The sequence below is a fragment of the Streptomyces sp. CBMA29 genome (assembly GCF_014596445.1).
In the GTDB taxonomy this organism is placed as follows: Bacteria; Actinomycetota; Actinomycetes; order Streptomycetales; family Streptomycetaceae; genus Actinacidiphila.
Genome location: NZ_MECL01000177.1, coordinates 34,751 through 58,555 on the forward strand (window position 1 = coordinate 34,751; position 23,805 = coordinate 58,555).

The 23,805-nt window shown below is 72.6% G+C and carries 23 protein-coding genes; 10 read left to right on the forward strand and 13 right to left on the reverse strand.

The features are described 5' to 3' along the window. Positions 1–26 precede the first annotated feature (26 nt). Together BGM09_RS23195 and BGM09_RS23200 are read right to left on the reverse strand one after the other, a co-directional pair. Positions 27–842, reverse strand: a complete 816-nt coding sequence (locus tag BGM09_RS23195) for a pentapeptide repeat-containing protein (RefSeq protein WP_188283606.1) — start codon at positions 840–842, stop codon at positions 27–29. Between the two features lie 14 nt (positions 843–856). Then, positions 857–2,266: a M1 family metallopeptidase gene (locus BGM09_RS23200; protein WP_188283607.1), complete on the reverse strand. Its 1,410-nt coding sequence runs from the start codon at positions 2,264–2,266 to the stop codon at positions 857–859. 291 nt (positions 2,267–2,557) lie between these two features. Between BGM09_RS23200 and BGM09_RS23205 the strand changes: the two genes are divergently transcribed. From BGM09_RS23205 to BGM09_RS23220, 4 genes are read left to right on the forward strand one after another with little or no spacing between them, the layout of a single operon-like run. Next, on the forward strand, positions 2,558–3,100 hold the full coding sequence (locus BGM09_RS23205; protein ID WP_317452852.1) for a Na+/H+ antiporter subunit E: 543 nt from the start codon (positions 2,558–2,560) through the stop codon (positions 3,098–3,100). Next, the gene (locus BGM09_RS23210; protein WP_317452853.1) at positions 3,097–3,462 is read left to right on the forward strand and encodes a monovalent cation/H+ antiporter complex subunit F; all 366 of its coding nucleotides are present in this window, start codon (positions 3,097–3,099) and stop codon (positions 3,460–3,462) included. Before BGM09_RS23205 ends, BGM09_RS23210 begins: the two co-directional genes overlap by 4 nt. Further along, complete coding sequence (gene mnhG / locus BGM09_RS23215; protein WP_188283608.1) at positions 3,459–3,830, forward strand: monovalent cation/H(+) antiporter subunit G; 372 nt, start codon at positions 3,459–3,461, stop codon at positions 3,828–3,830. Before BGM09_RS23210 ends, mnhG begins: the two co-directional genes overlap by 4 nt. Continuing rightward, positions 3,827–4,978: a PP2C family protein-serine/threonine phosphatase gene (locus BGM09_RS23220; RefSeq protein ID WP_317452854.1), complete on the forward strand. Its 1,152-nt coding sequence runs from the start codon at positions 3,827–3,829 to the stop codon at positions 4,976–4,978. The genes mnhG and BGM09_RS23220 overlap by 4 nt, the downstream gene beginning before the upstream one ends. Here BGM09_RS23220 and BGM09_RS23225 read toward each other — a convergent pair. Next, complete coding sequence (locus BGM09_RS23225) at positions 4,965–7,961, reverse strand: FAD-binding and (Fe-S)-binding domain-containing protein (protein ID WP_188283609.1); 2,997 nt, start codon at positions 7,959–7,961, stop codon at positions 4,965–4,967. The two genes, BGM09_RS23220 and BGM09_RS23225, sit on opposite strands and share 14 nt — an antisense overlap. Before the next feature lie 285 nt (positions 7,962–8,246). Here BGM09_RS23225 and BGM09_RS23230 point away from each other — a divergent pair, with 285 nt between their 5' ends. Both BGM09_RS23230 and BGM09_RS23235 read left to right on the forward strand, forming a co-directional pair. Then, positions 8,247–9,083 carry a GAF and ANTAR domain-containing protein gene (locus tag BGM09_RS23230; protein ID WP_188283610.1) on the forward strand — a complete coding sequence of 279 codons (837 nt, stop codon included), beginning with the start codon at positions 8,247–8,249 and terminating at the stop codon, positions 9,081–9,083. Positions 9,084–9,298: 215 nt separating this feature from the next. Further along, positions 9,299–10,126 (forward strand): hypothetical protein, encoded by an 828-nt coding sequence (locus BGM09_RS23235; RefSeq protein ID WP_188283611.1) that lies wholly within the window; start codon positions 9,299–9,301, stop codon positions 10,124–10,126. Here the strand turns inward: BGM09_RS23235 and BGM09_RS23240 are convergent. The 5 genes from BGM09_RS23240 to BGM09_RS23260 form a co-directional block, all read right to left on the reverse strand. Further along, entirely contained in the window at positions 10,035–10,715 is a 681-nt protein-coding gene (locus tag BGM09_RS23240) for a class F sortase (protein WP_188283612.1), read from the reverse strand. The two genes, BGM09_RS23235 and BGM09_RS23240, sit on opposite strands and share 92 nt — an antisense overlap. Positions 10,716–10,720: 5 nt before the next feature. Continuing rightward, the gene (locus tag BGM09_RS23245; protein ID WP_188283613.1) at positions 10,721–11,332 is read right to left on the reverse strand and encodes a hypothetical protein; all 612 of its coding nucleotides are present in this window, start codon (positions 11,330–11,332) and stop codon (positions 10,721–10,723) included. Positions 11,333–11,484: 152 nt separating this feature from the next. Further along, the gene (locus BGM09_RS23250) at positions 11,485–12,264 is read right to left on the reverse strand and encodes an HAD-IIA family hydrolase (protein WP_188283614.1); all 780 of its coding nucleotides are present in this window, start codon (positions 12,262–12,264) and stop codon (positions 11,485–11,487) included. Positions 12,265–12,384: 120 nt separating this feature from the next. Next, positions 12,385–12,528 (reverse strand): hypothetical protein, encoded by a 144-nt coding sequence (locus BGM09_RS23255; protein WP_188283615.1) that lies wholly within the window; start codon positions 12,526–12,528, stop codon positions 12,385–12,387. A gap of 181 nt (positions 12,529–12,709) precedes the next feature. After that, on the reverse strand, positions 12,710–13,975 hold the full coding sequence (locus BGM09_RS23260) for an ROK family protein (protein ID WP_188283616.1): 1,266 nt from the start codon (positions 13,973–13,975) through the stop codon (positions 12,710–12,712). A 56-nt stretch (positions 13,976–14,031) separates the two neighbouring features. On the opposite strand from BGM09_RS23260, the gene BGM09_RS23265 reads away from it, so the two are divergent. Continuing rightward, positions 14,032–15,111: a Gfo/Idh/MocA family oxidoreductase gene (locus tag BGM09_RS23265; protein ID WP_188283617.1), complete on the forward strand. Its 1,080-nt coding sequence runs from the start codon at positions 14,032–14,034 to the stop codon at positions 15,109–15,111. Further along, entirely contained in the window at positions 15,108–15,596 is a 489-nt protein-coding gene (locus BGM09_RS23270) for a heme-degrading domain-containing protein (RefSeq protein WP_188283618.1), read from the forward strand. The genes BGM09_RS23265 and BGM09_RS23270 overlap by 4 nt, the downstream gene beginning before the upstream one ends. Here the strand turns inward: BGM09_RS23270 and rox are convergent. Next, entirely contained in the window at positions 15,575–17,035 is a 1,461-nt protein-coding gene (gene rox, locus BGM09_RS23275; RefSeq protein ID WP_188283619.1) for a rifampin monooxygenase, read from the reverse strand. The two genes, BGM09_RS23270 and rox, sit on opposite strands and share 22 nt — an antisense overlap. A gap of 560 nt (positions 17,036–17,595) precedes the next feature. Here rox and BGM09_RS23280 point away from each other — a divergent pair. Then, positions 17,596–18,450, forward strand: a complete 855-nt coding sequence (locus BGM09_RS23280) for a fumarylacetoacetate hydrolase family protein (protein WP_188283620.1) — start codon at positions 17,596–17,598, stop codon at positions 18,448–18,450. Here BGM09_RS23280 and BGM09_RS23285 read toward each other — a convergent pair. Further along, a complete protein-coding gene (locus tag BGM09_RS23285) occupies positions 18,437–18,952 on the reverse strand; it encodes a DUF6907 domain-containing protein (protein WP_188283621.1) in 516 nt (171 codons plus the stop codon). The genes BGM09_RS23280 and BGM09_RS23285 overlap by 14 nt on opposite strands. Beyond that, positions 18,949–19,425, reverse strand: coding sequence for an ATP-binding protein (locus tag BGM09_RS23290; RefSeq protein ID WP_188283622.1), 477 nt, complete (start codon positions 19,423–19,425; stop codon positions 18,949–18,951). Before BGM09_RS23290 ends, BGM09_RS23285 begins: the two co-directional genes overlap by 4 nt. Before the next feature lie 1,448 nt (positions 19,426–20,873). On the opposite strand from BGM09_RS23290, the gene BGM09_RS23295 reads away from it, so the two are divergent. Continuing rightward, positions 20,874–21,350, forward strand: coding sequence for a hypothetical protein (locus BGM09_RS23295; protein ID WP_188283630.1), 477 nt, complete (start codon positions 20,874–20,876; stop codon positions 21,348–21,350). 216 nt (positions 21,351–21,566) lie between these two features. On the opposite strand, the gene BGM09_RS23300 is transcribed toward BGM09_RS23295, so the two are convergent. Next, complete coding sequence (locus BGM09_RS23300) at positions 21,567–22,391, reverse strand: class E sortase (protein WP_188283623.1); 825 nt, start codon at positions 22,389–22,391, stop codon at positions 21,567–21,569. A gap of 111 nt (positions 22,392–22,502) precedes the next feature. Further along, on the reverse strand, positions 22,503–23,805 hold a 1,303-nt coding region (locus BGM09_RS23305), incomplete at its 5' end, for a DUF445 domain-containing protein (RefSeq protein WP_411158362.1).

A 23,805-nucleotide genomic window follows, 5' to 3' on the forward strand; every position in this document is an offset into this window, starting at 1 on the left:
CCCTGGCAACGCACGGACGCGGGGCGTCAGGGCCAGTGGGGCGGGCGGGGCGGGGCGGTTGGGGAGAGGAGGGTGGTGGAGTCGCCGCGGGCGGCGGTGAGCTGGGGTGGGGTGAGGAAGAGCGCCCCGCGCAGATCGGCCCCGCGCAAGTCGGCGTCGCGCAGATCGGCGCCGATGAGATCGGCGAGGCGCAGGTCGGCCCGCCGGAGGTCGGCGGCGATCAGGTAGGCCCCGCGGAAGTCGGTGCCGCGCAGGTCCGCTCCGCGCAATCCGCGGCCGATGAGGTCGGCGCCGCGGCGGTCGCGGCCGGGGGTTCCGGCGCGGGCCAGGGCGCTGGCGCGGAGCAGGATCTCGTTGACGGGCGCGCGCTCGGCGGCGACGTCGAGCGCGAGCAGGGCCTCGGGCGTGCCGAGGGTGAGCCCGGAGATCCGGGCGGCAGCCGCCTCGGCGGCGGCGTGCACCGGCCGAGCGGCGGCCAGCGCCAGCGTCTCGGCGAGGTAGCGGAGCAGCTCGTGGAGCTGCCGGACGACCGGCAGCAGCGCGAACATCGACCGCCCCCCGTCGGCGGCGTCGCGCCAGTCCTGGCCGCCGAAGGTGATCCGGGAGAGCTTCTGGCCCGCGCCGAAGCAGTCGTAGACGGTGCAGCCCCGGTAGCCGCGGCCCCGCAGTTCGCGGTGGATGCCGCAGCGGTGGTCGCCGCCGAGGTGCCCGCAGGGCTCCCCGGCGGCCTTGTCCGCGGCGAAGTCCGCGGAGCGGGTGAAGGCGAGGGCCACGCAGCACAGCCCGAAGCAGTCGCCGCAGTCGGCCCGCAGCTCACTCGTCTCACCCGTCGGCGTCTTCACCGGTCAATGGTGCCTCACGGCGCCGGGGGGAAAACGGCGGGCTTGGCCGCGGTGTAGAGCCAGGTCCGGAAGAAGGTGCCGAGGCGCTGCCCGGAGATCCGCTCCGCGAGCCGCTGGAAGTCGGCGATGGTGGCGTTGCCGTAGCGGTGCAGGGCCGGCCACGCCTTGAGCAGCGTGCGGAAGTCGCGGTCGCCGATGGTGTCGCGCAGCGCCTGGATGGCGACGGCGCCGCGGTCGTAGACGGCGTCGTCGAACTGGTTGTCAGGGCCGGGGTCGCCCGGCTTGACCGTCCAGAACGGGTCGTCGGCGGGGTGCGCGTCGTAGATGTCCCGGGCGAGCTGTTGCGGGGTGCCGGTGCCCTCGTGCTCGGCCCACAGGAACTGGGCGTAGCTGGCGAAGCCCTCGTTGAGCCAGATGTCGGACCAGCGTTCCAGCGAGACGTCGTCGCCCCACCACTGGTGGGCCAGTTCGTGCGAGACGACGTTGGTGTTGGCCTTGGTGGCGAAGGAACTGGGGCTGTAGAAGACGCGGGTCTGCGCTTCGAGCGCGAAGTGCGAGGTCACGTTCGGCACGTAGCCGCCCGCCGCGTCGAAGGGGTAGGGGCCGAACCAGCCGCTGAGGAAGTCGACGATCTCGGCGGTCCGCTCCACGCTGGCGCGGGCGTTGGCGGCGGTGGCCGCGGGGAGGTCGGTGCTGTACGCGTTGATGACCGGGACGCCGGTGCGGGTGCGGCTGTGCGTGATGTCGAAGTGGCCGACGGCCAGCGTGGTGAGGTACGTGGCCTGCGGCTTGGTCTCGCGCCAGTGGTAGCTGGTCCGGCCGTCCTCGGACGTCCGCGAGACCAGCAGCCCGTTGCTGATCGCCTGGTCGCCGTCGGGGACCTTGACGCGCACGTCGTAGGTGGCCTTGTCGGCCGGGTGGTCGTTGCTGGGGAACCACCACCACGCGGATTCGGGTTCGTTGGCGGCGACTGCGCCGTCCGGGGTGCGCTGCCAGGACGTGAAGCCGTAGCGCTTCACGGTGGAGGGGACGCCCGAGTACGTGACGGCGACGGTGATCCGGTGGCCCCTGGCGATCGGCCTGGCGGGGGTGATGACCAGTTCCTGCTCGCCGCTGGTGGCGAAGGCGGCGGGCTTCCCGTCGACGGTGACCCGGCTGACGGTCAGCGCGAAGTCCAGGTCGAAGCTGGTCAGCCCCTGGGTGGCGGTCGCGGTGATGACGGCGGTGCCCGACAGCAGGTCGGTGCCGGGCTGGTAGTCGAGGTTCAGGTCGTAGTGGGAGACGTCGTAGCCGCCGTTCCCGTAGGTCGGGTAGTACGGGTCGCCGATGCCGGGCGCGCCCGGCCCCGTGTCGGCAGCGGCTGCCGGGATCGCCAGCAGCAGGCCGAGGGCGGCGGCAGTGGACGCGATGACTCTCTTACGCACAGGGGTCCTCCAGCACGGTGAACGACAAGGGGCGGGTGCCGCGTGGCCGCCGCCACGAGGCGGGTGGCGGCGGTCGGATGGCGGCGGTCAAGTGGCAGCGGTCGGATGGCGACGGTCGAGTGGCAGCGGTCGAGTGGCAGGTACACGGCGACCCTAAGGAGCCCCAACCGTCCCAGCCACCCCTGTGCTCACTGCTGTCGCAGAACGTTCACCCGGCGCAACACAACGGCCGGAACGTGACACCCGTGTCGCGGGCCCGTCACACGTGTCCGGTCTGCGACCATTCGGCGGGTGCGTACCCTGCGGAGAATCCAGTGGCCGCTGGTGCTCTGGCTGGCCGTGGTCTGGGTGCTGCTGTGGGGAAAGGTCACCGCGGGCAATGTGCTGACCGGCCTGGCCGTCGGCGTCGTGCTCTGCCTGGCCTTCCCCCTCCCGCCGCTCGAACTCGAACTGCGGCTGCACCCGGTGGGCCTGGTCCGCTTCGCCGCCTCCTTCCTGGCCGATCTGACGGTGGCCGGGATGCGTACGGTCTGGCAGATCCTCACCCCCTCGCCGCTGCCCTGCGCGGTGCTCGCCGTACCGCTGCGCTCCCGAAGCGACCTGATGCTGACCGCGACGGCCGTGGCGGTCTGCGCGGTGCCGGGCAGCGCCGTACTGGAGATCCAGCGCTCCACCGGCACCCTCTTCGTCCACGTCATGGGCTCCGACAGCGCGGGCACGGACCAGGCCCGCGCCGAGGTCAGACGGCTGGAGGAGTTGGTGGTACGGGCGTTCGGCACCCGCGCGGAGATCGCCGACCTGACGGCCCCCGAGCCGGGTACGGGTGCACCGTGAACTGGGTGACGGGGGTGGTGCTCGCCCTGCTGGTCGCCTCCGGCGTGATGGTCTTCGTCCGGCTGGCGCGCGGCCCCTCGATGCTGGACCGGGCGGTGGCGGTGGACGCGCTGCTGGCGGTCGTGGTGGCCGGGCTCGGCGCGCGGGCCGCGGAGGCGCGCACCCCGTACACCCTGCCGGTGCTGCTGGTCCTGGCCTTCCTCGGCTTCACCGGCTCGGTGGCCAGTGCCCGCTTCATCGCGGCGCGCGGCGCGGAGCCTCAGGAACGTCAGGAACCTCAGGAACAACCGGAGCCACAGGAGGGCGCCGGAACGGAAGACGGCGGGCGGGACCGCCCTGACGGTGAGGAGACGGGCGGATGAGCTGGACCTCGGTGGGCGACTGGGCCGCGGCGGTGTGTCTGCTGCTCGGCGCGGGGCTGAGCTTCGTGGCCGGGGTCGGGCTGCTGAAGCTGCCCGACACCCTCACCCGGATGCACGCGGCGACCAAGCCTCAGGTGCTCGGGCTGCTGTTGGTACTGCTCGGGGTCGCCCTGCGCTTGCGTTCCTGGGTGGATCTGGGAACGCTGGTACTGATTGGCACGTTTCAGCTGATGACTGTTCCGGTCGCGGCTCATATCGTGGGCCGTGCGGCGTATCGCACGGGCCAGGTGGACGGCGACCGGCTGGTCCTGGACGAGTTGGACGAGCGGCTGACCCGGCCGGAAAGGCCAGATAGGTTCACCGTGTGAAGAATGTCCGCGTGGTCAGGGCGCTACAGCATGTGGAGGACGAATACCTGTCACGTATGGGTATGTCGCTCCCCCTGCTGGTCATGGCGCTGGTCGTGATCGCCGATCTCGCGGCGGGCCGGGACCACTTCATCACGCCGGGCATCGTGGCCGCGCCCCCGCTGGCCGCGATCACCGTCAACTGGCGGCGGACCCTGTTCATCGGCGTGCTGGGCCTGATCATCCAGGCGGCGCTCGCGCCCTACGACGGCATCGCCGAGATCCCCGATCACGACGTGTTCTTCGGCCAGATCTTCGCGTACGGCTCGGTGACCCTCTTCAGCATCTACATCGCCTGGCGCCGCGAGACCGGCGCGAAGGCGTTCAGCGCCATCACCTCCGTCGCCGAAGCCGCCCAGCACGCCCTGATGCGCCCGCCCGCCCCGCGCGTGGGCGGTGTCCAACTGGCCGTGCGGTACGTGTCGGCGGCCGACGCGGCGCAGATCGGCGGCGACCTGTACGCGGTGCTCGAGACCCCGTACGGGGTACGGGCGCTGATCGGCGACGTGCGCGGCAAGGGCCTGGGCGCGGTGCAGACCTCGGCGGTGGTGCTCGGCGCCTTCCGCGAGGCCGCGTTCGACGAGGGCGGACTCGACCAGGTGGCGCGGCGGGTGGACATCAGCGTCGGCAGGCATGTGACCGGCGGGGACTTCATCACGGCGCTGTTCGCGCAGTTCGACAAGCCGGACAGCGTGGAACTGCTGCACTACGGCCATGTGCCGCCGCTGCGCGTCTCGCGGGACGGCGAGGTGGAGTCGCTGTACCCGAACGAGCCGTGGCTGCCGCTGGGCCTGGCCGACATGGTGGCCGAGGGGCCCACGCCGTGGCGGGTGCCGCTCATGCCGGGCGACGTGCTGGTGCTGTGCACCGACGGGGTGATCGAGGCCCGCAGCCCGCGGGACAACTCCTTCTACCCGCTGGCCGAGCGGGTCGGCCGGCTGGTGGCCGGCGCCTCGTACGACCTGGACGACGCCGTGGAGCGGGTCTACAGCGACCTGCTGGAGCACGCGGGCGGCTCGCTCACCGACGACGTGGTCCTGCTGCTGCTCGCGCCCCAGCAACGGCCGCTGCCGGCCCACCCGCAGGACCCGCCGCTCAATCCGGTGTGACCGCTGCCGTCGTGTCCGGCGCGTCCGGCCCGGCCGCCGCGTGGGTGGCCGGCAGACCCCGCGTCGCGCGGTCCAGCGCGATCAGCACCGACTCGTACGCCTCGCCGGTGGCGTGTTCCATGCCCAGCTCGCACATCCGGTTCGCCGACAGATACGCGTCGTAGCCGCGCGCCGCGACCTCCTCGGCCTCGGCGCGCGTCGCGGCCTCGGTCAGCTCCTCGTGCAGCATCCCGCGGTCGCCCGCGAAGGCGCAGCAGCCCGCGTCGTCGGGTACGACGACCTCGCGGGCGCAGGCCCGCGCGACGGTCTCCAGCGCGGCGGTGTCGCCGAGGTGCCGCATCGAGCAGGTCGGGTGCAGGACGGCGGACGCGACGGTGCCGGTGACCGTCAGCCGCGGCAGCAGGTGCTCGGCGGCCCAGACGACGGAGTCGATGACGGTCAGCTCGCCGTGCAGCTCGCGGTTGGCGTCGGTGAGGTACGGCACGACCTCGCGGGCCAGGCCGAGCGTGCAGGAGCTGGCGTCGACCACGATCGGCAGCCGTCCGCCGCCGGTCCACAGCCAGGCCGCCTCCACGATCCGGTTGGCCATCACCGCGTTGCCCGCCAGGTAGCCCTTGGAGTGCCAGATGGTGGCGCAGCAGGTGCCCGTCACGTCGTCCGGAATCCACACCGGGCGGCCCGCCCGCGCGGAGACGCTGACGACGGCCTGCGGCAGCGACCCGTACCGGGTGGCCGGGACGCCGAAGACGCGGTTGACGCACGCCGGGTAGTACACCGCGGTCGCGCCGTCCTTCTCGGTGCGGGGCAGCCTGGGGGCTGCGCCGGGGATCTCGGGGAGCCATCCGGGTATCAGGTCCGGGCGCACCGCTCTGCGGGCCAGGCCGGTGCTGACGGTCAGCGGGCGGTCGCCGACCCGGTCGCGTACCGCGTCCGCGGCGGCCACCGCGGCGCGGGCGGCGCGTTCCGCGGCCTTCCAGTGGACGGCGACGGAGGCGGCGACCCGCTCCTCGGTACGGGAGTGCCCGGCGTGCCGGAAGTCCCGCATCATCGCGCCGGTGTCGATGCCGACCGGGCAGGCCAGCGCGCAGGTGGAGTCGCCCGCGCAGGTGTCGACGGCGTCGTACCCGTACGCGTCCAGGAGCGCCTGGAGGACCGGGGAGCCGGGCGGCTGGCGGAGCATTTCGCGGCGCAGCACGATCCGCTGCCTGGGGGTGGTGGTCAGGTCGCGGCTGGGGCAGGTGGGCTCGCAGAAGCCGCACTCGATGCAGGCGTCGGCGACGGCCTCGATGGCCGGGATCGTCTTGAGGCCGCGCAGGTGGCCGCGCGGGTCCAGGTCGAGGACGACTCCGGGGGCGAGGACGCCGTCCGGGTCGAGCAGCCGCTTGACCCGCCACATCAGGGCGGTGGCCTTCGCTCCCCACTCCAGTTCGAGGAAGGGCGCGATGTTGCGGCCGGTGCCGTGCTCGGCCTTCAGCGAGCCGTCGAAGCGCTCGACGACGGTGTGGCAGAAATCGTCCATGAAGGCGGCGTAGCGCTCCACGTCGGCGGGGTCGGCCGCGTCGAAGGTCAGCAGGAAGTGCAGATTGCCGTGCGCGGCGTGGCCCGCGACGGCCGCCTCGAAGCCGTGCCGCTCCTGGAGCTCCAGCAGCTCGGCGCAGGCGTCGGCGAGCAGCTCCGGCGGTACGGCGAAGTCCTCGGTGATCAGCGTGGTGCCCGAAGGGCGGGCGCTCCCGACCGCCGCGACGAAGGCTTTGCGAATCCGCCACAGATCGGCGATCCGCGCCGGGTCGCGGGTGAAGGCGTTGTCCGCCGACGGTACGGGCGTGACCAGGCCGAGGTCGTCGCAGACCCGCACGGCGGCCCGCTCGTACGCGGCCAGCTCCGTGTCGTCGGCGGCCCGGAACTCCACGAGCAGCGCGGTCGTCTCGCGCGGCAGCACGGCCCACTCGCCCGGCACCTCGGGCACGCCCACCACGGCCCGCAGGGTGTTGCCGTCCATCAGCTCGACGGCCTCGGCCCCCGCCTGGTTGAACAGCGGTACGGCCGCGGCGGCGGCGGGCAGCGTCGGGAAGAACAGCAGGGCGGCGGTCGCCGCCCCGCGTATCGGCAGCGTCTCGAAGACGGCCTCGGCGACGAAGCCGAGGGTGCCCTGTGAGCCGACCATCAGGCCGCGCAGGATCTGCGCGGGCGTCTCGGCGTCGAGGAAGGCGTCCAGCCGGTAGCCGTTGGTGTTCTTGATCGCGTGCTTCGAGCGGATCCTGGCGGTCAGCTCCTCGTCGGCCTCGATCTCGTCCCGCAGGTCGAGCAGGCCCTGGCACAGCTCGGGCTCGGCGGCGGCCAGCGCCGCGTCGGCGTCGGGATCGCCGGTGTCCACGAGGGTGCCCGACGGCAGGACGACGGTCATCGAGGTGACGGTGCGGTACGAGGTGCGGCTGGTGCCCGCGGCCATCCCGGACGCGTTGTTGGCGACGACTCCGCCGACCGTGCACGCGACGGCGCTGGCCGGGTCGGGGCCGAGCACCCGGCCGTACCGGGCCAGGGCGGCGTTGGCCCGCGCGAGGACGGTGCCGGGCAGGATACGGGCCCGCGCGCCGTCGGCCTCGACCTCGACGCCGCTGAAGTGGCGGCGCACGTCCACCAGGATGTCCTCGCCCTGCGCCTGGCCGTTGAGGCTGGTGCCCGCGGCTCTGAAGACCAGGTGGCGGCGCTCGCGGCGGGCGTAGGCCAGCAGTCTGACGACGTCCTGGGCGCTCTCGGGCAGCACGACGGCCTGCGGCACGAAGCGGTACGGGCTGGCGTCGGAGGCGTAGCGCACGAGGTCGGAGACGCCGGTGAGGACCTTGCCGGCGCCCAGCAGCTCGGTCAGCGCGGCCTTGAGGCCCTGCGGTGTGCCGGCGGCCCGTGACTCCTCCACCCGGTCGGGCGCGGCGCTCGCGGGCGGCACAGGGCGCAGTGCCTCGCCCTTCGGATCGGGCACGGGCATCCGGACCTCCTCGGGCGGACCGTGGGACGTGGTGGTTTCCGGTTCTCGGTCGTCGGCGCTGGGTGCTGGGTGCTCGGTGCTCGGTGCTGGGTGCTGGGTGCTCGGTGCTCGGTGCGAGCACACCGTTTTGCCAAGGTATGACGGACTCCGGCTTCCCGCTCGTCCCGCGGCCCCGCGCTACCGCGCTGTCTCCGACCTACGGCGGAGGCGCCGCGCCGACCCGGCGGCGGATACTCGGCTGCGAGTCCGGCAACGGGGGCCGGGCACGAACGGGGAGCAGCGAGAATGAGCCACAGCGCGCCAGGTGTTCCTTCCGGTCCTCCCAAGAGCGGCCCTGCCACGAACGGTGCTTCCGGTGTCCGGCCCGGCGCTCCCTCCGGCGCTCCCTCGGACTCTCCGGCGCCCGAGCCGTACGCCGCCGCGCTCGGGGCGGCCTTCGTGGCCGTGGCCGACACGCTCGACGGGGACGGCGCGGTCGGAGACGTGCTGGTCGGGCGGTGTGTCGGGGTGCTGGGGGCGGCGGCGGCCGGGCTGCTGCTGGTGGCGGACTCGCGCGGAAGCCGGGAGCCGGAGGTGGTCGCCGCCACGGACGAGGCCGTACGGGCGCTGGTCGCCGCCGAGGGCCCCGGCCGCGAGTGCCACCGCGCGGGCGCGCCGGTGCGCGCCGACGTGCTGGACGCGGCGGCGGGCCGCTGGCCCGAATTCACCGAGGCCGCGCTGGCCGCGGGCCACGGCGCCGTCCTCGCCGTCCCGATGCGCTGGCGCGAGGAGACCATCGGCGCCCTGACGCTGTTCCGTACAGCGCCCGGCCCGCTCCCGGACGGCTACGCCGAGCTGACCCAGGCGCTCGCCGACGTCACCACCATCGGGGTGCTCCAGCGCCGGGTCAGACGGCAGCGCGAACAGCTCGCCGACCAGCTCCAGTCCGCGCTGGAGAGCCGGGTCCTGGTCGAGCAGGCCAAGGGGCTGCTCGCCGAGCGCTGGCAGGTGAGCGTGGACGCCGCCTTCACCGCGCTGCGCAGCCACGCCAGGACGCGCCGCATCCGGCTCTCCGACCTGGCGCAGGGCCTGCTCGACCGCACGGTGGACGCGGCGGAGCTACGCGGGGGCCCCGGCCGGTGACGTCGCCGGTGACGCTGACGTCGCTGATGACGTCGCTGATGACGTCGCATTGCGTAGAGAATGTGTAACCAACCGTCATATTCCCTCTGGTGCACGGGAGTTCGGTGTTCTAGGGTGTGGGGCACTTCGTGGCCCGTGACCCCGGTCGCGGCGCTCAGACCCGTACTCTCCCGTCCGCTCAGGCACGGCCCGACGACGCAGGACTTGGTTTGCCCATGGTCAAGCTCGCGGCATCCGCGTACCTCCCCCCACGCGAAGCCGACCGCCCGGCGCTCGACGTGTCCTGGACCTTCTCCGTCGGCCGCCTGCCCGGCAGCGACGAACTGGCGGCCCGTATGACCCGCGCCGCCCTCGACACGCTCGGCGGCCCGTACGGCGGGATCGGCGCCCTGATCACCGACGCCACCTCGCTGGCGTGCGCCTACCTGGTCGCTCACAGCCTGGCCCGGCGCTACCGCGTCACCCTGGGCGTGGACGGCGGGCACTGCACGGTCGCGGTCACCGACTACGGCTACGACCACGGGCCGCCCGGCGACGGCGCGGAGCCGGCGCCGGAACCGGCCCGCGACGAGGCCAGGGACCTGTGCAGGCGGCTCGCCGAGGCCGCGGCCCACCCGGTGACGATCGACGGGGTCCAGGTGCACCACGCGGTGGACGGCGCCGTGCTCATCCGCTTCAGGACCCAACTGCCCCACGCCCCTACGCTTCCCCCACTCCCCCGGCCGCGCCGGACGCCTCCCGCAGTCCAGGCGCCCGAGGGTGAGGAGCGCCCGGCCGGGCGGCTTCGCGGGGGAGGCGAGCCACCGGCCGGGCGCGGTACGCACCCCGGGAGGGGTGCGGGTCTCGACACATGCCAGTCCCCGTACGCATGCCAGGTCGTACACATGCCAGTCCGTACGCATGCCGGGCCGTCCGTGCGTCAGGCCGTCCGTGCGTCAGGTCGTCCGTGCGTCAGGTCGTGCGGTTGCCGGTCAGCGCCGCGAAGACCACGACGTTCGCCGAGTACGCCTGCTTCTCCTTGTCGAAGGAGCCGCCGCAGGTGATCAGCCGCAGTTCAGGGCGCCCGGAGGACCCGTACACCCGGTTGGCGTCGAAGTGGTCCTTCTCCACCACCTCGACGCCCTCGACGGAGAATTCGGCGACCGTGCCGTCCGCGCGGGTCACCTCGACCAGCGCGCCCGGCTCGACGGTGCTCAGCCCGTAGAAGACGGCCGCGCGGGTCTCGGTGTCGACATGGCCGACGATCAGCGCCGCGCCCGCCGTTCCGGGCGACGGCCCGTCGCGGTACCAGCCCGCGACGTCCGGGGTGGCGTACGGCGGCGGGTCGACCGCGCCGTCCTTCAGGCCGCGCCCGACGAGCTTGGCGTGCAGCCCGATCGAGGCGATGTCGATGCGCAGCGGCGTGGAGGCGGGCATCGGCAGGTGGGGGGCGTAGACCTCGCGCGGGCGGTCGGCAGCGGCGGCGGCCAGCGCCCGGCCGCCGGGGGTGGCTTCCGTACCGCTGCCGCCGCCGTCGTGCCCGAACAGCCAGGCCGCGAGCAGCACGAGGGCGACGGCCGCGGTCGTCCAGGTCCTGTTGTCGGGCCGTGGACCGTCCTCGCCGCCGCCCGCGGCCTCCGCCCCTTCCGCCATGCCGGTCAGCCGCGGTCGGAGCTGCGGCGCCGGTGGATCACGAGGCCCGCCAGGCCGACGGCCGCGAAGCCGCCGGTGACCAGCAGCGCGCTGGTGTCGGAACCGGCCGTGCCGGGCCCGGCCGCGAGCTGCGCGGTACCGCCGCCGCCCGCGGGGACGGGCGCGATCGGCAGCGAGGTGCTGGCGCCGGTGACCGTCACGGACGCGGACGCGGAGCTGGAGGCGCCGTTGCACTCCACGGAGATCTCGTACGAGCCGTCGACCGCGTCGGACTTGATGAACGCGGTGCCTTCGAGCGAGTGGGAGCCGTCGCTCGCCGGGGCGAGGGTGACGGTGTCCACGAAGACCTCGGCGCTGGCGCGGGCCTTGCCGCCGGACTTGCAGGAGGTCTCCAGGTGCAGGCTCACGACACCGCCCGGCGCCACGCTGGTGGGCGAGACGTCCATCGAGTCCGAGGAGCTGGACGACGAGGACGAGGACGACGAGGAGGAAGAGGACGACGATCCCCCTCCGCCCGAGTCGGCGATCGCCTGGCTGGGCAGCCCTGACGCGCCACCGAGCGCGAACACTCCGACGGCACCGGCTGCGGCGATGACGGGCAGTTTCAGACCGAACATGGAGACCTCCGCTCGTCCGGGAGCGGGGACTCGCGCCCGGTGCTTACGAACATCCCTGCGACGGCCGCCGCCCGCACCCCGGGGGGCGCCTCAGTCGTCCATCAGGGTGACGCACGCTCTACGGAGAGTGACGAATCGGTGTGTCGGGTCTCCTAGATCTCCGCGACGAGGTCCGCGATGGAGTTCACGACGCGCGAGGGACGGAAGGGGTGGCGGTCGATGTCGGCGGGCGTGGTGAGGCCGGTCAGCACCAGGAACGTGGTCATGCCGGACTCCAGGCCGGCCAGCACGTCGGTGTCCATCCGGTCGCCGATCATCGCGCTGGTCTCGCTGTGCGCGCCGATCGCGTTGAGCCCGGCGCGCATCATCAGCGGGTTGGGCTTGCCCACGAAGTAGGGGTCCTTGCCGGTGGCCTTGGTGATCAGCGCGGCCACCGAGCCGGTCGCGGGCAGCACGCCCTCGGGGGACGGCCCGGTCTCGTCGGGGTTGGTGCCGATGAAGCGGGCGCCGTTGTTGATCAGCCGGATCGCCTTGGTGAGCGCCTCGAAGCTGTAGGTGCGGGTCTCGCCGAGGACGACGTAGTCCGGGTCGGTGTCGGTGAGGATGTAGCCGACGTCGTGCAGGGCGGTGGTCAGCCCCGCCTCGCCGATCACGTACGCGGTGCCGCCGGGGCGCTGGTCGTCCAGGAACTTGGCGGTGGCCAGCGCGGACGTCCAGATGTTCTCGACCGGCACGTCGAGACCCATGCGGGTCAGCCGGGCGTGCAGGTCGCGCGGGGTGTAGATGGAGTTGTTGGTGAGCACCAGGAAGGGCTTGCCGGACTCCTTCAGCCCCTTGATGAAGGCGTCGGCGCCCGGGATGGGCGTGCCCTCATGGATCAGCACCCCGTCCATGTCGGTGAGCCACGACTCGATGGGCCTGCGTGTCGACACGGGTTCCGCTCTCCTGTTCCTCGCACCACTCGCGCTCGCGGCTTCAGCGCACGGCGTTCACTCATCAGCGTAGCCGGGGCGAATGGCACCCGCCCCGGCCGTCTCACGGTCAGCCACGGATCAGCCTCCGGCGGCGGTCTTCCACGCGTCCACGTAATCGGTCGGGTGGGCGGTCGGGTGGTCGGTCGGGTGGGCGGTCGGGTGGGCGGTCGGGTGGGCGTCGATGTCGGACCAGTCGGGGGTGAAGACGTCCAGGCCCGCCATGATCTGCTTGAGCTTGGCGGCGTCGGCGTCGGCGTTCGCGTTCGCGTCGGTCGCGGGCGGTCACATCGGTGCGGGCCGCCAACTCCCTTTCGGCGGGCGGCGGTCCGCCCTCGTCCGATCCCCGCGGACCGGGCGGGGCCGCCCGCCCCCGGAGCCCCGGCCCGGCGCGGGTGGGGACGTTTCAGGCGCGGGTCAGGACATGGCCGAAGAGCGGGGCCAGGACGAGCAGGGCGGCGCCCTCGGCCACCGCGCGGGGGCCCGCCGCGGCGAATCCCACGGGCACGCTCCGGCCGCGCTCGGCCAGGACGGCCGCGACCTGCGCCGCGAAGACGGCGGGCGCGGCCAGTACGGTCCTGCCGCCCAGCACCACCCGGTCGATGTCGAGCAGCGCGACCAGATTCGCCGCCCCGACGCCCAGCAGCCGCGCCGCGCCGGCGGTGTCGCCGCGCCCGGCCGCCGCCAGGCACAGCGCCTCCAGGCACCCACGGTTGCCGCACTTGCACAGCACCCCGCCCAGTTCCACCGCCTGGTGCCCGAACTCCCCCGCGCCGGTCCGCCCGCCCCGGTACACCTCCCCGCCCAGCACCAGCCCGGCGCCGAGCCCGGCCCCGAGGTGCAGATACGCGAAGGCCGGGGGGCCGCCCGAGGCGGGGCGGGGACGGGCGGCGGTGACGGGGGCGGGGGCCGGGTCGGGGGCCGGGTCGGAGTGGGCGGCCGGACGTGGTGGGACCTCCGCGGTCCCGGCCGGGACGGCCTCGGCCAGGATCGACAGGGCCGCCGCGTTGGTGTTCTTGTCGAGGGCGACCGGGAGGCCGAGGGCGGCGGCCAACCGGTCGCGGAGCGGGACGTCCTGCCAGTGCGGGAAGCCGGTGACGCGGTGGAGGGTGCCGGTGCGGTGGTCGAGGGGGCCGCGCATGCCGACGCCGACGCCGAGGACGGCGCCGGGGGCGCGGGCGGCGGTGAGCCGTACCTCGTGGACGATCGCGGCGAGCGCGGACTCCACGGGCAGGCCGAGATCAAGCGGCGCCTCGCGTTCGGCGACGGTACGGCCGGTGAGGTCGGTGAGGACGGCGGTGAGCCGTTCCCCGTCGAGGTGGACGCCGACGGCGTGCCGGGCGGCGCTGACCAGCCGCAGTTCGGTGCGCGGCTTGCCGCCGGTCGAGGCGCGCCGGCCGGCCTCCTCGACCAGTCCTTCGGCCCGCAGCCGGGCGGTGATCTTGCTGACCGCCTGCGGGGTGAGGCCGGTCCGCTCGGCCAGTTCCAGACGGCTGATGCCCCGCGCGCCGCTGCCCGTACCGCCGCTGCCCGCACCGGCACTGCCCGTACCGCCACTGTCCGTACCGCCGTCGGCGGGCGACAGCGTGGCCGTACGGAGCAGGGCGAGGACGAGTGCGGCGTTGTGGATGCGGAGGGCGGGGAGGTTGGCGCCGGGCGCGGACGGGTTCACCCCGCCATTGTCCCGCGTGCTTGCACTTTGGCAACACTGTTGCCAAAGTGGAGCACATGAGCACCCCCGGCACCCGCACCCCCGGCACCCCCCTTCGCGTCGGCCTCGTCGGCTACGGCCCGGCTGGCTCCTTCTTCCACGCCCCGCTGATCGCCGCCACCGAGGGCTTGGTCCTCGACACGGTCGTCACCGGCAGCCCCGAGCGCCGCGCCCAGGCGCTGGCCGAGCACCCAGACGTACGCTTCGCCGCCGCGGCCGACGAGCTGTGGGCGCGCGCGTCCGAGCTGGACCTGATCGTCCTGGCCTCCCCCAACCGCACCCATGTGCCGCTGGCCACCGCCGCGTTGGACGCCGGGCTGCCGGTCGTTGTGGACAAGCCGCTCGCGAGCACCGCGGCCGAGGCGCGCGAACTGGCCGCCTTCGCCGAGCGCCGCGGCCTGCTGCTCTCCGTCTTCCAGAACCGGCGCTGGGACAGCGACTTCCTCACCCTCCAAGGGCTGCTGGACAAGGGCGAGTTGGGCGAGGTGCAGCGCTTCGAGTCGCGCTTCGAGCGGTGGCGCCCGCAGCCCAAGGGCGGCTGGCGCGAGTCCGGCGACCCGGCCGAGATCGGCGGCCTGCTGTACGACCTCGGCAGCCACCTCGTCGACCAGGCGCTCGCCCTGTTCGGCCCGGCCGCCCTGGTCTACGCCGAGTCCGACGTCCAGCGGCCCGGCGCCGCCGCGGACGACGACACCTTCATCGCCGTCACCCACGCCAACGGCGTCCACTCCCACCTGTGGATGAGCGCCACCACCGCCCGCCTCGGGCCGCGCTTCCGGGTCCTCGGCAGCCTCGGCGGCTACGTCACCTACGGCCTGGACCCGCAGGAGGCCGCGCTGCGCGAGGGCCTGCGTCCCGGCGAGGGCACCGCGTGGGGCGCGGAGCCGGAGTCCTCGTGGGGCACGATCGGCACCGACGACAACGCGCGCCGGGTGCCGTCCGTGCCGGGCGACTACCCCGCCTTCTACGCCGGTGTCCTGGCCTCCCTGCGCGACGGCGCCCCGCCGCCGGTCAGCGCCCTGGAGGCCGCCGCGGCCCTGGACGTCCTGGAGGCCGCGAAGCTCTCGGCCGCGCAGGGCAGGACGGTGGCGCTGTGACCGCCGCGAGCGTCCCGGCCGGTGAGCGGGTCGCCGAACTCGTGGCCCAGGAAGCAGAGTTGGTGTTCCCCCGGTTCACCCACGACGACGCCTGGCGGCTCGGCTCCCTGCTCGTCGAGATGGCCCGCGAGGGCGGCGCCGCCGTCACCGTCGACATCCGGCGCGGCGGTCAGCAGCTCTTCCACTACGCCCTGGACGGCACCACCCCCGACAACGACGCCTGGCTGACCCGTAAGGCCCGGGTCGTCGAGCGCTACCACGCCTCGTCGCTGCTGGTCGGCGAGCGGTTCCGGGCCAAGGGCGGCAGCTTCGAGGAGTCCTCGCGGCTCGACCCCGACCTGTACGCGGCGCACGGCGGCGCGTTCCCCCTGCGGGTGGCGGGAGTCGGCGTGGTCGGGGTCGTCGCCGTCTCCGGCCTCCCGCAGGTCGAGGACCACGCGCTGGTCGTGGCGGCGCTCACCCGCTATCTGGCGCTGCCCGCCTGAGATTCGTTCGTTCCGTCGGCGGGGGCGCCGAACCACTTCGGCATCAGGGCGCGCAGTTCCGCCTGGTCCTCGCCGACCCACGCCACATGGCCGTCCGGGCGCAACAGGACGGCGGGCACGTCCAGTTCCTCGCTGACGTCGATCACGTGGTCGACCCGGTCCGCCCACCCGTCGACCGAGAGCGCGCCGGTCCGGTCGAGCAGCAGACCGCGCCCCTGGTGCATCAGCCCGTAAAGGTGGCCGCGCTTCAACTCCACGTCCCGCAGGCGCCGTCCGAGCAGTTCGTGCCCCTCACCGAAGTCGTAGCGGATGCCGATCGCGGTGATCTTCTCGATCAGATACGTGTTGACGTTCTCGAACTCGGCCAGCTCCGACAGCAGTCGGCGCACCGCCATGGCTCCCGGCTCCGTGGACATCAGCTCCATCTGGGCGCGGGTGTTGTCCAGTACGGCGGCGGCCACCGGTCGCCGTTCGGTCTCGTAGGTGTCCAACAGCCCTTCCGGGGCCCAGCCGTTGATGGCGGCGGCCAGCTTCCAGCCGAGGTTGAACGCGTCCTGCACGCCGAGGTTGAGGCCCTGGCCGCCGGTCGGCGGGTGGATGTGCGCCGCGTCCCCCGCCAGCAGCGCCCGGCCCACGCGGTAGCTGTCCGCCAGGCGGGTCGTGTCGCCGAACCGCGACAGCGAACGCGGTGAGTGCACGCCGAAGTCGGTGCCGCCGAACGCCGTCAGCCGCTCCTTGAAGTCCTCCAGCGTCGGCGGGACCGCCCGGTCCTCGGAGACGCCCTTCGCGGGCACGACCACCCGGTACATCCCGTCACCGAGGGGCATCGCCCCGAAGCGCTTCTCGGTCTTGCGCACCTCGGCCGTCACGGCCGCCAACGTCTCCTGGTCGACGTCCAGTTCCATCTCGCCGATCAGCGTCTCCACCCTGCTCGGCTCCCCCGGGAACCCGATGCCGAGCAGTCTGCGCACCGTGCTCCGGCCGCCGTCGCACCCCACGAGATACCGCGACCGCAGCCGCGACCCGTCCGCCAGTCGCGCCGTCACCCCCTCGTCGTCCTGGCTCAGCCCCACGACCTCGCAGCCGCGCCTGAACTCCACGCCGAGCTCCAGCGCGTGCTCGGTCAGCAGCCGTTCGGTGACCGTCTGGAAGATCCCCAGCACATATCCGTGCGCGGTATCCAGCCGCTGCGGCCACTGCCTGCCGATCCCCCCGAAGAATCCCCCGACCCGGTGCTGCGTCCCCAGCGCCAGGAACCGCTCCAGCAGCCCGCGCTGGTCCATGATCTCGATGCTCCGCGCGTGCAGCCCCAGCGCCCGCACCAACGACGCCGCTCCCGCCTCCCGCTCCAGCACCACCACGTCCACGCCCTGCAACCGCAGCTCGCTCGCCAGCATCAACCCCGTCGGCCCACTGCCGACGACGGTCACGTCCACCATCAGATGTCCCCGTCCACAAAGCCGTGCATTCCGCCAGATTCACCGCACCTCTGGCCTCCGGCCGCCCATTGTGCGACCCCAGGGGGCCCTTGCCGCAAGCCCCCCCATGCGCTATAGCTTGGAAATGCAGGAGGCCGCGTCTTCTTCCCGGCCCAGCGTGGTGCACGGCCCCCGACGAGGGGCCATCGTCATTTCCAGGGGCGACCGGGCGACCGGCCACGGGCCGCCGGCCCGAGCCCGGACAGCGACGGCCCCGCCAGGACCGCTCCTCAAGGCGCGCCGCCGCCACGACGTGTCGCGCAAGTCCCCCGCACCCCTTCGGGTCCCCGCACAAGTCTTGCGCGAGCGCGGGAACGGAGGCCGCACCTCCAGGCGCTCAACGCACCGCGCAGGCAGTGGCTGTCCCACGGGGTGGGCGGGGGTTGCGCGGGCCGGGGACGGAGTTGGAGGATCGGACAAGACATCCGATGACCGTTCCCACCGGGTGCCCAACCGATGACCGAGCCCCGGCCCGGGGCAGGCCGCCCAGAGGCGACCGGAGAACAAATGGGAGTACCCAAGTGAAGCTGCTGCGAGTCGGCCCCGCCGGGGCGGAGCGCCCGGCCCTGCTCGACGGAGACGGTGTACTGCGCGACCTGAGCGGTCTGGTGACCGACATCGACGGGAAGCTCCTCGCCGATGCGGCGGCGCTCACCGCGGTCGCGGAAGCCGCGGCCGACGGCTCGCTGCCGTCGCTCGACCAGTCGCTTCGGGTCGGCCCGCCGCTCTCCCGGATCGGCAAGGTCGTCTGCATCGGGCTCAACTACCACGACCACGCGGCCGAGACCGGCGCCCAGGCGCCGAGCGAGCCCGTCGTGTTCATGAAGGCCCCGGACACGGTCGTCGGCCCCGACGACACGGTGCTGGTGCCGCGCGGCAGCGAAAAGACCGACTGGGAAGTGGAGTTGGCCGTCGTCATCGGCCGCGAACTGCGCTACGCCGCCTCGCACGAGGAGGCGCTGGCCGCCGTCGCGGGGTACACCATCGCGCACGACGTCTCCGAGCGCGCGTTCCAGATCGAACGCGGCGGCCAGTGGGACAAGGGCAAGAACTGCGAGACCTTCAACCCCCTCGGGCCCTGGCTCGTCACCGCCGACGAGGTCCCCGACCCGCAGGCCCTGAGCCTCCGACTCTGGGTCAACGGCGAGTTGAAGCAGGACGGCTCCACCGCGAGCCAGATCTTCCCCGTCGCCGAAGTCGTCCGCTATCTCAGCCACTTCATGACGCTCTACCCCGGCGACGTCATCAACACCGGCACCCCCGCCGGTGTGGCGATGGGCCAGCCCGAGCCCAAGCCGTACCTCCGGCCAGGCGATGTCGTCGAACTGAGCATCGACGGACTCGGCACGCAGCGCCAGCAGTTCAAGTCGGCCTGATCGCTTGCGGCGCGCTCCCTCCCGCGAGACGCGCGGGAGGGTCTGAGGCCCAGGCGTCTCGGGCGGCGACAAGAGCGGGACGCACCTCGCGGTCAAGGCGGTCGGCCTGCGCGCGCAGAAGGGCGATGACCTCCGAAAGCCCCGCAGGGTCGAGGTCGTTCACCCACCAGTCGTCAACGATCAGCAGGTCCACGACCGGAACACACGGCGCGGGAGCCTCGGCATAGGGGGTGCAGCGCATGAATCCGCTCAGCACCCACTGCTCGGCGGCGTCCGAACCGTTGGCGAACCCCACCCGCATCCGCTGACCGTCGAACGGCACCCGATGACTGATGTCGGCCAGCACGACCGATAACCGGCTCAGCGGCACCGAGCCACTGGGATCGTCCTCGGCCCACGCGGGCAGATGACCGGTAACGGCGGTCCGCCCCGCCACCACCACCCACGTCCGGCCGGACCGCGCTTCTGCGTCGGCGTCAACGACGGCCCCGAGCGCGCTCACCGGCCCGCCACCTCTCCGTCGGCACACCCGACGACCGCCCACACCCGTTTTCCGACCCCGTCCCGCTCACTGACACCCCACCGGGAACCGGTCAGCGAGTCCACCAGCGCGAGACCGTATCCGGACTCCGCATCGGCGGAAGGCTCCTGGAGCACAGGCCAGACCTCACTCGCATCATGCACTTCGATCCGAACCCCGCCGTCCGACGTCGGCTCGTACCGTGTCTCGATCTTCCGGTCACGCGGCGCATACCGAACCGCATTGGTGAAAAGCTCGGACAGCACCAACTCGGCCGTCTCCGCCAGCCCGCCCAGCCCCCACCCACCCAACTCCCTCCGCAGGTCACTCCTGGCCTCGGCCACCCACCGCGGGTTACGCGTCCACCGCTTCACCAGCCGCGTACCCTCCACGTCTTCCTGGCTGCCTGTGTGCCCCTCCGAAACGCCCTGCGCTGACGTTGCCTCGTCCGTCATGGGTTCGCCCCCACCTAATTGCGGTTGTCTTGGCTAGACCAAAGCGGGCGGGCGCTGGCGTCAGCCAAACTTGATGCACGTAACGCATGCGCACATTCGCGATGCGCATACGGGGACGGCGGTCTCAGCGATCACGGACGTACCGTCCGGGAAAGCGGAACGAATGAACTGGTCGAAGCAAGCGATCCGCGATGCCTCTAGAGGGGGAAACTACGGGCGCGTCATCCAACTCGCTCGCAGGGACTTGCGGATCACTCAGCGGCAGCTCGGTGAAGGATGCGGCATCACACAATCTGCTGTCTCACGACTCGAATCACGGGCAGCGGGACCGTACGACATGAGCATCCTTGCGAAGGCAGCCACATATCTGGACATGCCTCGACGGTTAGTCGGTCTCGCCGACACGTCGGCGGCAGGAGCCACATCGCGCACGGATGGAACAGATCAAGTGGAACGCCGAGGATTCCTTGCGGGAGCGGCAGCGGTGGCGACCGCACCGGCTCTCGCTTCCCTGTCGGGACGCCAGCGCCATGCGGAGTCAGGACAGGCAGCAACCCTGAGAGTCGCAACTACCGCGTTCCGCCGCATGGATGGCGCGACTTCGTCGCGGCAGCTCTCCGAAGTGGTACTCGCCCACCTTCGGCTGATCCATAGTGTCGCGGCTGACGCCGAGGACGAGGCGCAGAGGGTGCGGCTCGCCGCAGTCGGCAGCGAGGCGGCGAGCTTGGCAGGTTGGCTCAGTTGGGACATGGGAGACGCCGGATCAGCGCGTACGTGGTACGGATCGGCGATCAAGGCGGCCAAGCGGTCGGGGAACAACTTGCTTGCCTCGTACCAGATTGGCAGCCTCGCGCAGATGGAGGCGGACACGGGCAATGCCGCACAGGCCCTGGCCCTCGTTCACACCGCACGACGACACCTAGGTTCCGACGCGATAGCAATCGCCGACTCCTGGTTGGGCACCGTAGAGGCTCTGGCCCACGCTGCGGCGGGAGATGAGCGGTCGTGCGATCGGGCTCTCGTCAGGAGCCGAGAAGGGGTGGCGCGTATCTCGGCAGAGGAACCGCCGCCCTGGCCCTGGGTTTTCACGTTCAACGAGTCCAAGGTTGCCGCATCCCGCCTCGCGTGCGGAGCAAGGCTCGGTCTACCGTCATGGGTCTTCGAAACTGACGACGAAACAGCTCTGGTTGCCGCAGCCTCACACCCCAAACAACGCGCCATCTTGCAACTCGACCTCGCTACAGGCCATTTGGTTAACGGTCGACTAGAAGCGGGATACCTACTTGCCACGCGGGCAGTCGAGACTGGGCTACGGTATCGCTCCGGTCGCGTAGTCGAGCGAGCACGGGTCTTCCGTCGCGCGTACTCATCGAAGACGCCGCCTCGGGTGGTCCGTGACTTCGATGAGCGACTGCACGGCGCATACCTGTGATCAGGAGGGAAACCAGATGCGCGTAGGAATAACGGGACACCGAGGCTTGACCGGGCAGTCGGCGAGCCTCGTCAAGGCGGCGATCCTCGATACGGTGACGACGTTTCCCGCCGAGGAACTCATCGGAGTGTCGTGCATCGCCGACGGCCCCGACGCCTGGTTCGCCGAGGCGATCCTCGAACACGGCGGCCACCTCGAAGTGGTCATCCCTTCCGAGGACTATCGGGACGCCCTTCCTGAGTGGCACCACCTCACGTACGACGCCCTTCTGAACCGCGCGTCAGAGGTTCACGCTACGGGTTTGGCCCACTCGAACTCCCAGGCTCACATGACTGGCAGCGAGATCCTCGTGGGCTTGGTCGACCAGGTGATTGCCGTATGGGACGGTCAGCCAGCGCGCGGCTACGGCGGCACCGCCGATGTCGTCCGCTACGCGGAAAGCAACGGAGTGACTGTTCAGATTCTGTGGCCAGCGGGAGCCACCCGAGACTGACCCCCTGCGACGCGACCCACAAGCATTCTCAGGTCGAGCCAGCTCGGGGCGGGACAGCGGGGAACTGGGGGCAGCTGACCGCGCCACCGCTGTGGCTGAGCGCGCGGTTCCTCAGCTGGCTACCGCTGGGAGGTGTCCCCAGCGCCCCTTGAAAGATCGGCCAGCCACCCTGGCAGGAGAACCGCACGGGCCGGGCCCCGGAGAGGGGCGCGACCCCTAGCGGGAGGCGGTGGACTGGAGGGTGCCCCAGAGGATGAGGCGGTAGCGGGAGGTGAATTCGGGAGTGCAGGTGGTGAGCGTGATGTAGTGCGCGGCCCCGCGCATCCTGGCGGAGGAGTGGACGGAGCTGTAGGGGATGGGCGCGATGACGGTGCCGTCGGAGGCATACGTCTCGGGAAGGACCTGGCGGATCACGTACGTGTAGCGGTAGGCGGCCGTCTCGACCTCGACGGTGTCGCCGACCCGGAGCCGGTTGATGTAGCGGAAGGGCTCGCCGTGGGTGTTGCGGTGCCCGGCGAGGGCGAAGTTGCCGGTGGCGCCGGGTCCCGCGGTGCCGGGGTAGTGGCCGACGTAACCGTGGTTGAGGATCGCGGACTTGCTGATGCCCTCGGCGATCGGCGCGGTGATCCCGATCCGGGGAATGTGGATGACGGCGAAGGCCAGATCGCGGGTGCCGCCCTTCGAGGAGGGCGGCGGCGCGGAGGCGGAGGAGGCCGGGCCGCTCGGCGTGACGGCCGGATCGTCACTCGGCGCGCCGGCCCCCGGCAAGGGCGCCGCGGGCGAAGGGGAAGGCGACGGCGTGCCCCAACTGCGTTCCAGCGCGGCGACTTCGCGCCGGGCCGCCGCGTGCGCCTGCACGTTGGTCCACCACAACTGGTGGACGACGAGCAGGAGTACGAGAACCCCGGCGGTCATGGCCAGTTCGGCCGCCGCCCACAGCAGCCGCCCGGTCGGCGAGCGCCGCGGACGGGGCCCGCGGCCGTAACCGGGGCCGTACGCCTGCCCGTAGCGGCGGCCGTAGCCGCGCCCGTAGGCGACCACGCGCCGCCGCCGGGGCGGGCCCGACCCCCGCCTGGACGTCGCACCCCGCCGATCACGCCGTATCTGACGAACCGTCACATCGGCAACGATACGGCGGTACGGCGCCGCCCGTCAGCCCCCCGCGAGGCGGGAGATGGCGAAGATGGCCAGGCCCGCGAGGGCGCCGACGACGGTGCCGTTGATCCGGATGAACTGGAGGTCGCGGCCGACGTGGTTCTCGATCTTGCGGGACGTCTGGTCGGCGTCCCAGCCCGCGACGGTCTCGGAGATCAGCGAGGTGATCTCGTCACGGTAGGTGGTGACGAGATACGTGGCGGCGTCCTCCAGCCAGACGTCGACCTTCTCCTGGAGCCGCGGGTCGGTGGCCAGCTTGCGGCCGAGCGACAGCAGGGAGGCGCGGGCGCGCATCCGCAGCTCGCTGCGCTCGTCCTCGGCGGCGGCGACCATCATCGTGCGCACCGCGCCCCACACGGACGCGATGAGATCCTGCACCTCGCCGCGCGCCAGCAGGTCCCTCTTCAGCCGCTCGACGCGGGCACGGGTGTCCGGGTCGGACTGGAGCTCGACGGCGAAGTCGCCGAGGAAGCGGTCGACGGCGCCGCGCGCCGGGTGACCGGGGGAATCGCGCATCTCGGTGACGAAGCGCAGCAGTTCCTTGTAGACCCGCTCGCCGACCTTGCGGTCCACGAAGCGCGGGGTCCAGCCGGGGGCTCCGCCCTGCACCGCGTCCATGACGGAGTCGCCGTGCTCGACCAGCCAGTCGTGCGCGCGGACGCAGACCAGGTCGACCATACGGCGGTGGCCGCCGTCGGCGACGATCCGCTCCAGCATCTTGCCGAGCCCCGGCGCGACCTCCTGGGCCTCCGCGCGCCGGGTGATCGCCTCGCTGACCACGGCCTGCACGTCGGAGTCGCGCAGCACCGTGAACATGCCGCGCAGCGCGGCGGCGGCCTGCTCGGTGACCTTGTCGGCGTTGGCGGGCTCCGACAGCCAGCCGCCGAGCCGGGTGCCGATGCCGACCGCCCGCAGCCGGGTGCGGACGACCTCGGCCGACAGGAAGTTCTCGCCGACGAAGTCGCCGAGGCTGGCGCCCAGCGCGTCCTTCTTGGTCGGGATGATCGCGGTGTGCGGGATCGGCAGGCCCAGCGGGCGGCGGAAGAGCGCGGTGACCGCGAACCAGTCGGCGAGCGCGCCGACCATGCCCGCCTCAGCGGCGGCGGCCACGTAACCGGCCCAGCCGCCCGCGCCCCGCGAGTCCGCCCACTTCGCGAGCGCGTAGACGACGGTCGCGACCAGCAGGAAGCCGGTCGCGATCAGCTTCATCCGGCGCAGGCCCCTGTGGCGCTCCTCCTCGGCCGCGGCGCCGCCGGGCGCGTCGGCCAGTCCGCCGCGCGGTGCGGGCCGCCCGCGCGGT

What these genes read in the sequence shown, in the direction of transcription:
- mnhG (WP_188283608.1), top strand. Translation starts at nt 3,459, where the DNA reads ATGAGCTGGACCTCGGTGGGCGACTGGGCCGCGGCGGTGTGTCTGCTG.
- rox (WP_188283619.1), bottom strand. Translation starts at nt 17,035, where the DNA reads ATGGTGGACGTGACCGTCGTCGGCAGTGGGCCGACGGGGTTGATGCTG.
- BGM09_RS23235 (WP_188283611.1), top strand. Translation starts at nt 9,299, where the DNA reads ATGGTCAAGCTCGCGGCATCCGCGTACCTCCCCCCACGCGAAGCCGAC.
- BGM09_RS23295 (WP_188283630.1), top strand. Translation starts at nt 20,874, where the DNA reads ATGCGCGTAGGAATAACGGGACACCGAGGCTTGACCGGGCAGTCGGCG.
- BGM09_RS23230 (WP_188283610.1), top strand. Translation starts at nt 8,247, where the DNA reads ATGAGCCACAGCGCGCCAGGTGTTCCTTCCGGTCCTCCCAAGAGCGGC.
- BGM09_RS23245 (WP_188283613.1), bottom strand. Translation starts at nt 11,332, where the DNA reads ATGTTCGGTCTGAAACTGCCCGTCATCGCCGCAGCCGGTGCCGTCGGA.
- BGM09_RS23255 (WP_188283615.1), bottom strand. Translation starts at nt 12,528, where the DNA reads ATGGCGGGCCTGGACGTCTTCACCCCCGACTGGTCCGACATCGACGCC.
- BGM09_RS23225 (WP_188283609.1), bottom strand. Translation starts at nt 7,961, where the DNA reads ATGCCCGTGCCCGATCCGAAGGGCGAGGCACTGCGCCCTGTGCCGCCC.
- BGM09_RS23290 (WP_188283622.1), bottom strand. Translation starts at nt 19,425, where the DNA reads ATGACGGACGAGGCAACGTCAGCGCAGGGCGTTTCGGAGGGGCACACA.
- BGM09_RS23265 (WP_188283617.1), top strand. Translation starts at nt 14,032, where the DNA reads ATGAGCACCCCCGGCACCCGCACCCCCGGCACCCCCCTTCGCGTCGGC.
- BGM09_RS23240 (WP_188283612.1), bottom strand. Translation starts at nt 10,715, where the DNA reads ATGGCGGAAGGGGCGGAGGCCGCGGGCGGCGGCGAGGACGGTCCACGG.